At 45.9% G+C, this 12,634-nt stretch carries 10 protein-coding genes and 1 pseudogene; 9 read left to right on the top strand and 2 right to left on the bottom strand.

Going from position 1 to position 12,634, the window contains the following annotated elements; translation table 11 throughout:
* Nucleotides 1-6 precede the first annotated feature (6 nt).
* Together MHB43_RS13925 and MHB43_RS13930 are read left to right on the top strand one after the other, a co-directional pair.
* Nucleotides 7-924: an ABC transporter ATP-binding protein gene (locus MHB43_RS13925; RefSeq protein WP_076214666.1), complete on the top strand. Its 918-nt coding sequence runs from the start codon at nt 7-9 to the stop codon at nt 922-924.
* Entirely contained in the window at nt 917-1,654 is a 738-nt protein-coding gene (locus tag MHB43_RS13930; RefSeq protein ID WP_076214667.1) for an ABC transporter permease, read from the top strand. Before MHB43_RS13925 ends, MHB43_RS13930 begins: the two co-directional genes overlap by 8 nt.
* A gap of 186 nt (nt 1,655-1,840) precedes the next feature.
* Here the strand turns inward: MHB43_RS13930 and MHB43_RS13935 are convergent.
* Nucleotides 1,841-3,175, bottom strand: a pseudogene (locus tag MHB43_RS13935) (IS3 family transposase).
* Nucleotides 3,176-3,474: 299 nt separating this feature from the next.
* On the opposite strand from MHB43_RS13935, the gene MHB43_RS13940 reads away from it, so the two are divergent.
* From MHB43_RS13940 to MHB43_RS13950, 3 genes are all read left to right on the top strand, one after another.
* Nucleotides 3,475-5,442: an AraC family transcriptional regulator gene (locus MHB43_RS13940; protein WP_405132151.1), complete on the top strand. Its 1,968-nt coding sequence runs from the start codon at nt 3,475-3,477 to the stop codon at nt 5,440-5,442.
* Between the two features lie 117 nt (nt 5,443-5,559).
* Nucleotides 5,560-6,585, top strand: a complete 1,026-nt coding sequence (locus tag MHB43_RS13945) for an iron ABC transporter permease (protein WP_047842702.1) — start codon at nt 5,560-5,562, stop codon at nt 6,583-6,585.
* Nucleotides 6,582-7,595, top strand: coding sequence for a FecCD family ABC transporter permease (locus tag MHB43_RS13950; RefSeq protein ID WP_405132152.1), 1,014 nt, complete (start codon nt 6,582-6,584; stop codon nt 7,593-7,595). The genes MHB43_RS13945 and MHB43_RS13950 overlap by 4 nt, the downstream gene beginning before the upstream one ends.
* A 231-nt stretch (nt 7,596-7,826) precedes the next feature.
* On the opposite strand, the gene MHB43_RS13955 is transcribed toward MHB43_RS13950, so the two are convergent.
* A complete protein-coding gene (locus MHB43_RS13955) occupies nt 7,827-8,936 on the bottom strand; it encodes a helix-turn-helix transcriptional regulator (RefSeq protein WP_405132153.1) in 1,110 nt (369 codons plus the stop codon).
* A 129-nt stretch (nt 8,937-9,065) separates the two neighbouring features.
* On the opposite strand from MHB43_RS13955, the gene MHB43_RS13960 reads away from it, so the two are divergent.
* The 4 genes from MHB43_RS13960 to MHB43_RS13975 all read left to right on the top strand — a co-directional run bounded on the left by MHB43_RS13960 (nt 9,066) and on the right by MHB43_RS13975 (nt 12,599).
* On the top strand, nt 9,066-9,773 hold the full coding sequence (locus tag MHB43_RS13960) for a class I SAM-dependent methyltransferase (RefSeq protein ID WP_405132154.1): 708 nt from the start codon (nt 9,066-9,068) through the stop codon (nt 9,771-9,773).
* Nucleotides 9,757-10,860, top strand: coding sequence for a saccharopine dehydrogenase family protein (locus MHB43_RS13965; RefSeq protein WP_237175645.1), 1,104 nt, complete (start codon nt 9,757-9,759; stop codon nt 10,858-10,860). The genes MHB43_RS13960 and MHB43_RS13965 overlap by 17 nt, the downstream gene beginning before the upstream one ends.
* Nucleotides 10,861-10,934: 74 nt before the next feature.
* Nucleotides 10,935-11,228: a hypothetical protein gene (locus MHB43_RS13970; RefSeq protein ID WP_221819603.1), complete on the top strand. Its 294-nt coding sequence runs from the start codon at nt 10,935-10,937 to the stop codon at nt 11,226-11,228.
* Nucleotides 11,229-11,306: 78 nt separating this feature from the next.
* On the top strand, nt 11,307-12,599 hold the full coding sequence (locus tag MHB43_RS13975; RefSeq protein ID WP_405132155.1) for an amidohydrolase: 1,293 nt from the start codon (nt 11,307-11,309) through the stop codon (nt 12,597-12,599).
* Nucleotides 12,600-12,634: the final 35 nt, after the last annotated feature.

Raw genomic sequence — 12,634 nt, forward strand, 5'->3', positions numbered from 1 at the left:
CTAGACGTGAGTGTAATTATCAAAACAACAAATCTTACCAAACAATACGGGACTCAAAAATCAGTTAATTCACTGAACATGACCGTTCAACAAGGTGGGATATACGGCTTTCTTGGACGCAACGGGGCAGGGAAAACGACGACAATCCGTATGCTGCTCGGTCTAATCAAACCAACGCATGGTGAGATTGAGATATTTGGAGAGAACCTATTTACCAATCAAAAAGAAATATTAAGAAGGACCGGTTCGATTGTAGAGGTACCCGGGTTTTATGAGAATCTGACTGCCCGCGAAAATTTATCCATCAACGCTCGAATTATGGGGATATACAAAAAGAATGCCATTGAGGACTCGCTCGAAATCGTAGGTCTGCAAAATGAAACCAAAAAATTGGTTGGCAAATATTCTTTGGGAATGAAACAAAGGTTAGGCATTGCCCGAGCCCTGTTGCACTATCCAGAATTGCTGATTCTTGATGAACCTACCAATGGACTTGATCCGATTGGGATCAAAGAAATTCGCAGGCTGATTAAAAATTTGGCCACCGAGAGAAATATTACCATCTTGATCTCAAGCCATATTTTATCGGAAATTGAACAACTGGTTGATTACATGGGCATTATTCATGAAGGGAACCTGCTGGAGGAAATTTCATTTGAGCAGCTTCGGAAAAGGAACCGTAAATACACCGAATTTCAAGTTTCAGATGATAATAAGGCTGCGGTCATTCTCGACGGTTTGGATCAGGCTGAATATGAAATTCATGATGAACGCAATATCCGGGTGTATTCCCATTTGGGACAACAAGGTAAGTTAAACAGAATCTTTATGGAGAATGACATCAATGTAACCAAAATTATGGTGAGTGAGGATCGTTTGGAAGATTATTTCACCAAGCTGGTTGGAGGTGGAACCATTGGTTAATTTGCTTTACACTGAACTTCTCAAGCTGAAACGCTCCAAAATGTTTCTGCTTAGTATCATCGGAGCGGCCGTTGCCCCTTTGATGGTAGCTGCTGCCATGTTTGTGCAAATGAAAACAAAGGAGCCTTATCTTGTCGCACAATTCAGTGTGCTTATGTCCAACACAAGCATATATGCTGTACTGGTCATTGGAGTTCCGTTGTATGGTGTCATTACCGCTTATCTGTATAACAGGGAATATGCGGAGGATACAATGAAGAATCTGCTGACCATTCCAGTTTCCAGAGTCGCTCTGCTAATGTCCAAATGGATTATGTTGCTGGGATGGATTATGTTGCTTACATTATCAGCGTGGGCGCTGGCGATCATTTTTGGTTCACTGGGTCAATTTGCAGGTCTTACTCCACAGTTTGTGCTTAACTCGCTCAGCAATTATGTAGTGGCAGGACTGCTGTTGTTTCTGTTGTCGACCCCGATCATTCTGATTACGCTCGTATTAAAAAGTTTTGTGCCAGCGATTATCGTAACCATTATTATTACACTGGTGAATGTGATGCTGGCTACAAGTGAACATCGCGGACTATTTCCATGGACCGCAGCACTGGATATTGCGAATGGAACACTGGAGGCCAAATATCCTCCAGAGTATTCATATATTTCGATCGCTGCGACGTTCATCATCTGTCTTGGACTGGCCATTGGTTATTTTAAGAAAATAGATATTCATTAGATCTTGTCTTCAAACTCATCCAAACCTTCTCCGAAACATGCAAAATCCTAATCAATTCGGTCGCATATGACTGCGAAAAACATAATGGAGAAGCCCTGATCAGTATGGATCAGGGCTTTTTTTTCAATGATCAGGTTAACCCGTAGTTTAAACTGTACCCTATGTAAAGGACATTTCTAAAAAAAACTATACGGCTTCAAGAAGATGATCTCTGTATTGTACAGGGGTCATCCTTTTTAGGTTCCACTGGTATCTATAGTGATTATAGTAGGTCATATAGGCTTTAACTTCTCGTTTGACTTCGTCTAACGTGGCATAGCTCTTTAAAGAAGTTTCGTCCTTAAAATGACCAAAAAAACGACTCCTGCGGTGCGTTATCCCAACAATTTCCTCGTCTGGACATGGATTGCCCAAGCCTCATCCGTTTCACTTTCTTCTGAAAATCCGGATGAGTGTAGTGCGTACCTTGATCGGAATGAATGAAAGCATCATGACTCTTCTTGAATTTGCGGTTTTTCTGTAAGTGGAGTAACGTGTTTGTCGCCAGATCCATCGTCATTCGCTCCGACACATGATAAGCCAAAATTTCATTGGTGGAACTATCCTTGATGGTGGACAGATAGGCGCGTTTACCTTGGCCGTAACTTAAGTATGTAATATCTGTTAGAAGTACTTTGCCCGGGATGCCTTGTTTGAAGTTGCGTTGTAACAGGTTAGGCATGGTTCGATGTTCATGGGTTGCCTTCATCATTCGTTTGTAGGGATTAGCTCGTCGATGAGGACATACAATGTCGTATTTTTTCATGATTCTTCGGATGCGCTTGAGATTCAAAATGATCTGAAATTGTCCTTGCAGCGTCATCTTAATGGAACGAGCGCCCTTGTTACGTTTCTTAAACTGGAAGGCTTGACGGATGTACACACCTATTTCCTCATCAACCTGTTCCTTCTTCGTGCGTCTGTGAATGGCTGAAGTGCTCCAGTATCGGTAATATCCGCTTTTGGAGACCCCAGCAGTCTCACACAGAACACTTACCATTCGCTGAAGATGGTATTTCTCAATCACGGTTCGGATTAACCTGTATCGAAGGCTAGGCGTTAGTTTTACTCGTGGTTCCACCCCCGTTCGGCCAGGCGAATCTTTTTTAAGAGTTCATTCTCTGCTTGGAGCAGGTGAATCTGCGCTTCGAGTTTCACGTTCTTTTCTGCCAAGGTTAACTCTCGTTTTAGAGACTCTCCTGAATGTTTGCCTCGTGTATCTTGTAAGCCTATAGCCCCTTGCTCGTTGTAACTGGCTCTCCATCGGTCGGCTGCGGCTTTGACCCGAGTCATTCCAATGATCTGAACGTCAAATCCACAAGTCTCAAAGATCTCTCTAGGCAGCCTTTCTTGCTGATTTAATGTAATAAAGAGTTGTTTGAACTCGTCCGTATAAGTGATTCCCTTGGTCGAAACAGACTTCACATAGGGATTTGTAGCAAGTTGCTCTAGTTCGCTTGTTGTAAATGTTTTCTTACTCATTAATCGTTCTCCGTCCTTGTCTCGTACATGGTATATAACAAAAATACCCCATAGAGAGACTTTTTTAAAGTATCTACTCTATAGGGTACAGTTTAGTTACGGGTTGGCCTTTTTTGTTCTCGTTTTACGATAGGGGAAGCTGGGTTGAAAAGCATAACGTCCACTGCCTGTTCCCCACTATCACTTAATGATGATATACTTACCTGATGGAATATGATATTGATTATCAATATCAATTATCAATCTCAATTAATGAGTGATGTATACATTGGAAAAAGTGAAACGAGGGGCGCGTATAGATGCAAGAGAAAGAAGCGACACAAGGATTTACACCGGAGATGATTGATACAATGGCCAGTATCTGGACACGTTCGATCATTACAATAATAGATGTACGTTTTCAGAATATAGCGTCACAATACCCGTTGGAGCAATACAAAATGCCTAGTAGCATGTTTATCTATGCATATGGGGGAGAAGCGCAAATCCAACTGAATGAAACCACATTTGCAATGGAACGCTTCGGTTTAGTTCACGGCGGGAAGGGGAGCCTGCTCAGTATTACGCCTAAAGAGGAGATGGTGAAAACCTTTATGGTGTTTTATAGAGCAGAATCACCTCTCTTTTTCAAGAAACATCTGCAGCAATTACTGGAGCAAGTCAATCCATTTGTTCAACAGTTTGGTTATACGCCAAGTAATCCCATCTTGCTACGCGATTGGTTCCAACGGATGATGAATGGCTGGAAACGTGGCAAAGCGATGGATCAGCTACAGGCCAAAAGTTTTCTATATCAATTGATTCATGAGGTGTACAGGGATTTGGAGGGTGGTGAGATTCGGTATCTCCAGCCAGATCCAGCCTGTTCTGCCAAGATATATCTCGATAAACATTACAGGGAGCCCATTATGTTTCAACAAATTGCCGATATGTTTGGGATCAGTGGTGGACAATTGACGCGGTTGTTCAAAAAAAGGGAAGGGATGAACTTACAGGAGTATCTCATTCAGAGAAGGATTGAAGCAGCCTGTCATGACTTGAAACATACAGAAGCGACGGTTAAAGAAATCGCAACTGGAGCTGGTTTCGCAGATGAGAAAAACCTGTTCCGCATGTTTAAGAAACATTACAAGATGACGCCAAGTGATTATCGGAAAATAAACGCACTATCCATGCAGGTTGATGGTATTGATAATGATTCTCATCTCCCTTACGATGAGAGGGAACTAGCGTGTCTAGTCAAGTCTTATAGAGATGGGGAATCAACGATGTTTGGAACATTAAGAAGTAAAGAAATGATTTTGGCGGCGGCGATAAGCATGATGCTTTTATTGACGGCATGTACGTCGGGGACGCCAGCGAATAATGGGGGAACGGCAAATACAACACCTGCGCAGACACAGCAGGCGACACAACAAGAAGGGTCGGAGACAAAAGCTTCAGAAGCAGTCTCGCAGACCAGAACGATATCCACAGTTAAGGGTGATGTTGAGGTACCTAGCAACCCTCAGCGAGTTGTAGTTGATTATTTGGTTGGTGATGTGGTAGCCCTAGGTGTAACTCCTTTAGGTGTGGCTAGAGCTGCACGGGGAGAGACAGAGCCTGTTTATGCTAACCAGATTACAGACTCCATAAAAGTAGCCATGGAGCCGGAAGATATCATGACGCTTGAGCCTGATCTTATCATTTTGGCATGGAGCGATGAGTCGTATGATGATTTATCCAAAATTGCCCCGACCATTTATGTTCCCTATGGTGATATGACTACAGAAGAGCGGATACAATTTATTAGCGATGTTTTGAACAAACAGGAAGAGGCTAAGGATGTTTTGAATGCTTATAACGGAAAAATCGAAGAAGCAAAGTTAGCCTTTCAGAATGCGGGCCTATCCGATGTGACGATTACGGTTGGAGAATTCAGTGATAAAAGTAACTACATAGCTGGAGCCAAACATGCCGTTGGTGAGCTTGTTTACGATGAACTTCAATTGCAGGCACCTGCAAAAGTCCAAACGGATATTATCGATGCAGATAAATATTGGGGCGATGTCTCCATGGAAGTATTACCCGCTTACTCTGGGGATTATATGATCTTCTTAGGAGATGGGAACGTTGCTTCTGATAATGCAGTGTGGAACTCCATACCTGCTGTGCAACATGATCGGATCGTGAAGGTGGATTCTTCGCTATCTTGGTCTACGGACGTAATGACTTCCAGTGCATTGATTGATTATATTGTTAGTCAATTGCTGGCATTAGCTAAATAAGAGTTGGAACGAAATTTTAATTGAGCACTCCAAATTTTCAAACATGACCAGTCGAGTTTATGGACGTTAGTATCCATATTCGTTTGGATTGTCAATAGGTGATGAAAGGGAAACGAGATGAAAAGCAAGCCTGAACAAAAACGCCGTGGGGCGATGAACTTCACCATGTACATGGTAGTGGGGCTTGGATTAACGGTTCTCATGTCTGCGGCATCCATTATGTTTGGTGCTGCTGATATGAGGTTAGCAACGGTATGGGAGGCTATTTTCCGATTTGATCCAATGCTCACTGAACATCAAATTATTCAAACCATGCGTCTCCCGCGTACCGTAGCTGATCTGATCGTTGGGTGCAGCCTTGCGGTATGTGGCGCTATCATGCAGGGGACAACGCGTAATCCGCTGGCCGACTCCGGGCTGATGGGGATTAGCTCTGGCGCAGCATTTGCAATTGCACTATGCCTGGCCTTTCTGCCGGGTTATTCGTATTGGCAGATGATGTTGTTCGCTTGTCTGGGAGCAGCGATCGCCACCGGTATGACTTACTTTACCGCATCACTGGGCAATCGCGGAATGACACCTCAGCGGCTTGTACTGGCAGGTCTGTCTATTTCAATGTTGTTTGGCGCACTCAGTCAGTACTTGGCGATCAATTATGATTTGGGGCGAGCATTGACATTCTGGACGGCGGGTAGCACAGCGGGGGTCAAATGGGGAGAATTGCTGATTATCTCACCGCTCTTTGTTGGTGGGATACTGCTGGCACTAGCGCTGTCCCCTTCCGTTACATTGCTCAGTTTGGGAGATGATGTGGCAAGTGGACTCGGCATTCGTAGCGGACTGGTCAAGATTTTGTCGACAATTATTGTACTTGTGCTGACTGGATTGGCTGTTGTTGTGGTTGGCCCGGTTGGTTTTGTGGGTCTGATCACCCCGCATATTGTGCGATATATGGTAGGTGTCGACTATCGATACATTATTCCGGCAGCGGCGTTATATGGTGCGTTGCTGACCGTATCGGCCGATTTGGCTGGACGTTTGATCAATAAACCGTTTGAAACGCCGATTGCCATTATATTTTCTATCATTGGTGTGCCGTATTTTCTCTTCTTGGCTCGAAGACAAAGGAGGGAATACGAATGATCAAGCGGCGTTATACGATGAAACGAGGCATTATCATCAATGTAGTGCTTATGGTGCTCATCCTTGTGTTTGCGATCATTAGCATGAATTCTGGCAAAATGAATCTTTCACCGCTAGAAGTGCTGAACGTTCTCATAGGAAACGGTACCGATAAGCAAAATCTGATTGTGTTTGATTTTCGTTTGCCACGAATTGTACTTTCGATTTTGGTAGGTCTAGGAATGGGAGCGGCGGGGGTCGTGATGCAGAGTTTGCTGCGTAATGACATGGCTAGTCCGGGGACACTGGGAATTAGTTCGGGATCGGGTTTGTTTGTCCTGTTCTTCGTTGTATTCTTTGCATCCACAGGCAAGAGTTCCTTTATTGCTCTGCCTCTGTTGGCTTTTGTTGGCGGACTATTGGCGGCGGGTTTGATCTTCTTATTATCGTATCGCCGCGGACGAGACATCTCACCAATCGGTTTGATTTTGACCGGGGTCGCGCTAGGAAGCGGATATGGGGCGCTGACGACCTTCTTGACACTCAAGCTGGATGATTCACAGATGAACTTCATGCTGTATTGGCTGGCGGGGAGCCTATGGGGCGATGATTGGGGCTATATTTCCATACTGACACCATGGGTCTTGATCTTACTCGGCTATATTTTTTACAAAGCTCGCATACTGAATGCCCTCCATCTGGGCAATCAGACAGCACAGGGGCTTGGTGTATCCGTGAAACGGCAGTTCTTGGCGTTGTCAATCGCTGCTGTTGCTTTATCCTCTGGCAGTGTGGCCGTGGGAGGCAGCTTCTTTTTCGTTGGCTTGATCGCTCCGCATATGGCGAGAAAACTGGTCGGCCCTGATCACAAATTACTCATTCCGGCTGCCAGCTTGGCGGGTGGACTAGTCGTGGTGTTGGCTGACACGATTACGCGCACGGTTAGCCTCGTAGGAGATGTGCCGACAGGAATCGTTATTACAGTTATTAGTGTTCCATATTTTCTTTATTTACTAGCAAAATCCAAATAACACAATCAATGATATAGTCTGGATATTTTGTGGGAAACGGGTTGGCAGGACTGTGCGCTGCGTTTTAAAGCAGAATGCACGATATGAAGTTCAACGATCGAAGCTACCCTACATTACCGCTATACTTCTTAATCAAAGCATAAAAAAAGATGCCATTACGAGGATTCGTATTGGCATCTTTTGATTTTTCTCAATTGATAGTCAAGTTGATACTGGGAAATTACTCAGGATTTATATGGCAGGCTCATCCGACAGCTGGAACCGGGAAACGAAATACCAGATGAGCTCGCGACGTGAGGATACCTTGGTTTTGGCGAAAATGGATTTTAAATGATCCTGAACGGTGTAGACAGAAATATGCATCGCAGCAGCAATTTCTTTGGATGAATAGCTGCGAAGCACATATCCGAGCAGTTCCCGCTCTCGACTGGATAATCCATGGCTTTCAGCGAGCAAGGGCAGCAAATCCTGAGGCATCGCCTGCTCCAAACGGATAGCAATTTGATCCGGTCCCGTAAGCTGTTGCATGAGACTGGCATGAAGTATGAGGTAACGCCCATCCGGTAGTTGGATGCAAACTTTGGATGGTGAGTCGTGAGCGATCTGAGTGTCGTGAGCACGTTCTGCCTGATACTTGCGCTGCAAGTGGGAACTCACTGCACGTACCGGACGGGGCAGAACATCCGGCCCTACATGTTCCAGCATGCGCAATTGGGACAGCCAATATTGAGCGGAGTCGTTCAGGGATAAGAGCTGGAACGTGTCTGAGGTGATCAAAATTCCGGGTTCCTCGGGACTTTCACTCGTAATCTCATCGATCAGTGTCAGGCTCGTGGATCGCAACACGGATGCAATAGAAGCGGTCCAGGACTGAATCATCAACCGCTCTTCCTCTGTAAAGACAGCACTTTCTGTCTTACGATACAGGGTCAGATATCCCCAGCAAGCGTCTCCATTGACCAATACAGCGCGCAATTCATCACCGAACCCCGCTGGCTGAAGAATGTTGATATAACGTGGGCTTTGTTCAGGCTGTGCGTTTACGGATGTGTGGAATGTAGCTGTATGTTCACCGCTGCGAACTAATTCAGCGTATTTATGTATATCTTCTTCCATGTATTCGTTGATGAATAACCGATCATGAATGACTTCAATGCCATCTTCTGTCACAGCTCCTGTGGAGAGAAGAGTCAGAGGATCAACGGTAGTGAAACAGTATGCGTCGTAAGGTATAACCGTATGGATCTGCTTGAGAACAGCTTCCCGATAGGTATGCGAGGTCCAGGTTCCTTTTTCAAGAGAAGTGATAAGTCTGTGGTTCCGATCAATACGTGATGTCAACAAGAGTACTCCTCTCTCTGTGCGCATATCCCAATGTTCTGGGATTGTAGGCTCGCCGTATCCTTCTATAATGAAATTAGACGAACAATGAGTCAAGTCTAACTTCAATTCAAGAGGAGTGCGGTGTCCATGAATCACAATCCATCACCGATGAGCTGGGAAACAGCAGATGTTCATCGTTACGAACAATCGATAGCCCTGAAAATTCCGGGTTATTCTCATATGCATGATCTAATGGAACGGCTGCTTTCAGCATCTTTTGCCGATAACAACGATATTCATATCCTTGTTGCCGGAGCGGGAGGGGGAAAAGAGATTGCTCTGCTCGGATCACGTCATGCCGGTTGGACATTAACTGGAGTAGATCCTTCACAGCCCATGCTGCAACTTGCTGAGAAACGAGTCGCGGAAGCAGGCATCGGCTCCAGAGTGAAGCTGCAACCTGTCACGGTTGAAGAATTGCCGGAGGATATTGTATATGATGGGGCGACAAGCATGCTCATGTTACATTTCCTTCAGGGGATGGAGGCCAAGAGAACGTTTCTGACCAGTCTCGCAGCGAGACTTAAACCGGGTGCACCACTGATCATTGCGGCTGTAAATGCTGATCTGCGTTCACCTGCACATCCAATCATGATGCAAGCTTGGAAGGATCACATGTTGAGTGTGGGCGTCCTTCCTGAAGAGTGGGAGCGCTTTGCTGCTTCCCTTGGTCGTGAATCTGATCCCATATGCTCTGAAGAGATGACTCAGCTACTGACCGAATGCGGTTTCTCACATATTACACGTTACTTCGGGGCGTTCTGGGTGGAGGGGTATTATGCAATTCGAAACTAACGTGAAACCTATGAAAGATCAGATCTGGGTGGTTGGCGGTTATGGTCAAGTGGGGCAGATGATATGTACTCAACTGGGGAAATTGTTCCCGGGTAAAGTATGGGCTGCGGGTACACGCATGAATCGTGCGGAAGAATTCAGCAGGTCTACAGGTGGTGTTGTGCGACCACTTCAACTGGATATAACAAAACCTGTGGAGCCTTCAATGTTACGGCCTGTGAAGTTGGTCATTATGTGTGTGGATCAGAGTGATACCCGGTTTGTTGAAGCCTGTGCACAAGCCGGAACCGATTATATTGATATTTCTGCAAAATATGATTTTCTCGCTCAGGTTGAACAGCTGCATACCAAAATGCAACGTTCCCAATCGACCGCGATCCTCAGCGTTGGATTATCACCTGGAGTGACTAATTTGCTTGTACGCGAAGCGACCATGCATATGGATCAGGTGGAGGAAGCAGATATTACCGTAATGCTGGGACTTGGAGAGAAGCACGGAAAAGCTGCCGTGGAGTGGACCGTTGATCAGATGAATGCCACCTACCAAGTGATGCAAAAGGGCAAACCTGCTGAGGTACAAAGTTTTGGAGATGGCAAAAGGATTGATTTTGGAGCGGAATTGGGAAACCGGAAGGCCTATCGATTTAACTTTTCGGATCAGCATGTAGTTGCTCGGACGTTACGTATTCCAACCGTATCTACCAGACTCTGTCTGGACTCCCGCTGGATTACAAGTTCCATGGCGCTTTCCAAAAGTATAGGATTGTTTTCCTTGCTCCGTATCCCGTCTATTCGGAATGGAACAGTCATGGCATTTGGCCTTATTCCCGGAGGAGAGCCAATGTATGCGGTCAAGGTCGATGCTGTAGGATGGGAAAATGGTGAGCAAATCCGCGTCGAACAACTACTGGTTGGCGCAAAGGAAGCAGATGCAACAGCGGCCGTGGCAGCAGCGGTGGCGGAACGTGTATATAGAACAGAGTCAGAGTTACCTCATGGTGTATTTCATATTGAACAGTGTCTCTCTTTGCAGGACATTCAGGATGCACTTCCTACGCCGCTAAGCGTGATGACCACGATTACCTGAGTTCATGTTCTTTTGTTAGGACCCTCCGATCTGCTATGATGGAACAATAATCATGGCATGAATGGAGGGAGATCATGAACTGCGTTGCTGTATTACCTTATTACAAAGTGCAGAGAAAAGTGACGGGTCTCGCCCAAGAGATTGAGATGAATGCCCGCTCCATGATGCTGTATTCCGATAAAATCGTGACCAAATACCGCGAGTTCAACATCACGGAAGTGTTTGATATGTCATTTCGCCGTATGGGTGATGAAGGTGGATTTTTCTATCTGCACACAAGCACAGGAGTATATCCCTATATGGTCGAAATCGATCCTAAACCCTTTATACAAAGTTTCAGAAAGATGACGATCCAAAAATTAAAATGACTTGACCTTGCCGTTACGTAAAGGCTTACCCTCGGATAGGGAATGAACGACAACCAATCCAGAGGAGCCGTGAACGTCATGAGTATATTGATTCAGCAAGCTACGATTCTAACGATGAAAGATGCCGATGCCCCCTTTATGGGGGATATTCGTGTTGAGGGAGATCGCATTGTACAGATTGCGAACCACATTTCTCCTCAACCTGAAGATGAGATTATCGATGGCCGCAATAAGGTTGCCATGCCGGGCCTCATCAATGCACACCAACATACACCAATGAGCCTGCTCCGGGGATTCTCGGATGATCTGAAGCTGATGGACTGGCTCGAACGTAAAATGTTGCCTGCCGAAGCACGGATGAACCCGGAAGACATCTATTGGGGTGCCAAGTTATCCATCGCCGAGATGATCCGTTCGGGTACCACTGCTTTTGCGGATATGTATATCCATATGAATGAGATTGCAGATGCGGTTAAGCAAACAGGTATGCGGGCATCGCTTACACGTGGGATGGTATTCATGGAGGATGATGGGGGACGCAGGTTGCAGGAGGCGATCGATCTTGTGCAACGCTGGTCTGGAGCGGCCGATGGGCGGATTACAACCATGTATGGACCCCACTCACCCTATACATGTCCTGTAGAGCCGCTGCGTGAAGTCATTGCTCTGGCTGTCACTGAGGATATTCCTCTCCATATACATCTGGCTGAGACAAAGGAAGAAGTTGTGAAGATTCGTGAGCGCTATGGCATGACACCGACGGAGTATTTGGAAGAGGCGGGGATGTTCGAACAGGCACATGTGTTGCTTGCACATGGTGTGCACCTTAATCGAAGGGACATCAGCAGATTGAAGGGCATGCGCGGTGGTGTAGCACACAATCCGGTCAGTAATCTGAAGCTGGGGTGTGGAATTGCTCCAATTACCGAGATGTTGGCTCAGGGAATTAATGTGGGAATCGGAACGGATGGAGCGGGAAGTGCCACAACCGTCGATATGTTCGAGGAGATCAAAGCCGCGACCTGGCTGCAAAAGCTGGATTATGGCGATCCCACTCGCTTGCCAGCCAAGGACGTACTAAGCATGGCTACACGCGGAAGTGCCAGTCTGCTTGGTCTACAGGATGAAGTAGGGATGCTTGAGGTGGGGCGCAAAGCTGATCTGATCCTGATCGATCTGGCGAAACCACATCTTCAACCGGTACATGAGGTGGAATCCTTATTGGCCTACAGTGTAAATGGGGCGGATGTGGACAGCACGATCGTGAATGGTCAGATCCTCATGAGAGGCAGAAAGCTGCTCACGATCGATGAGGATGAACTTTACCGTGAGGTGAAGGTTAGAGCCAAACGAATTGTAGAGGGAATTTAATTTTAGCTGAATTTGATCCAAACTGGAAAATGATT

The sequence above is a fragment of the Paenibacillus sp. FSL H8-0317 genome, from assembly GCF_045040685.1.
Taxonomy (GTDB): domain Bacteria; phylum Bacillota; class Bacilli; order Paenibacillales; family Paenibacillaceae; genus Paenibacillus.

Bases quoted from the DNA above. Each gene is read 5' to 3' on its own strand.
- MHB43_RS13970 (WP_221819603.1), top strand. From the start codon at position 10,935: ATGAACTGCGTTGCTGTATTACCTTATTACAAAGTGCAGAGAAAAGTG.
- MHB43_RS13950 (WP_405132152.1), top strand. From the start codon at position 6,582: ATGATCAAGCGGCGTTATACGATGAAACGAGGCATTATCATCAATGTA.
- MHB43_RS13965 (WP_237175645.1), top strand. From the start codon at position 9,757: ATGCAATTCGAAACTAACGTGAAACCTATGAAAGATCAGATCTGGGTG.
- MHB43_RS13940 (WP_405132151.1), top strand. From the start codon at position 3,475: ATGCAAGAGAAAGAAGCGACACAAGGATTTACACCGGAGATGATTGAT.
- MHB43_RS13975 (WP_405132155.1), top strand. From the start codon at position 11,307: ATGAGTATATTGATTCAGCAAGCTACGATTCTAACGATGAAAGATGCC.
- MHB43_RS13945 (WP_047842702.1), top strand. From the start codon at position 5,560: ATGAAAAGCAAGCCTGAACAAAAACGCCGTGGGGCGATGAACTTCACC.
- MHB43_RS13960 (WP_405132154.1), top strand. From the start codon at position 9,066: ATGAATCACAATCCATCACCGATGAGCTGGGAAACAGCAGATGTTCAT.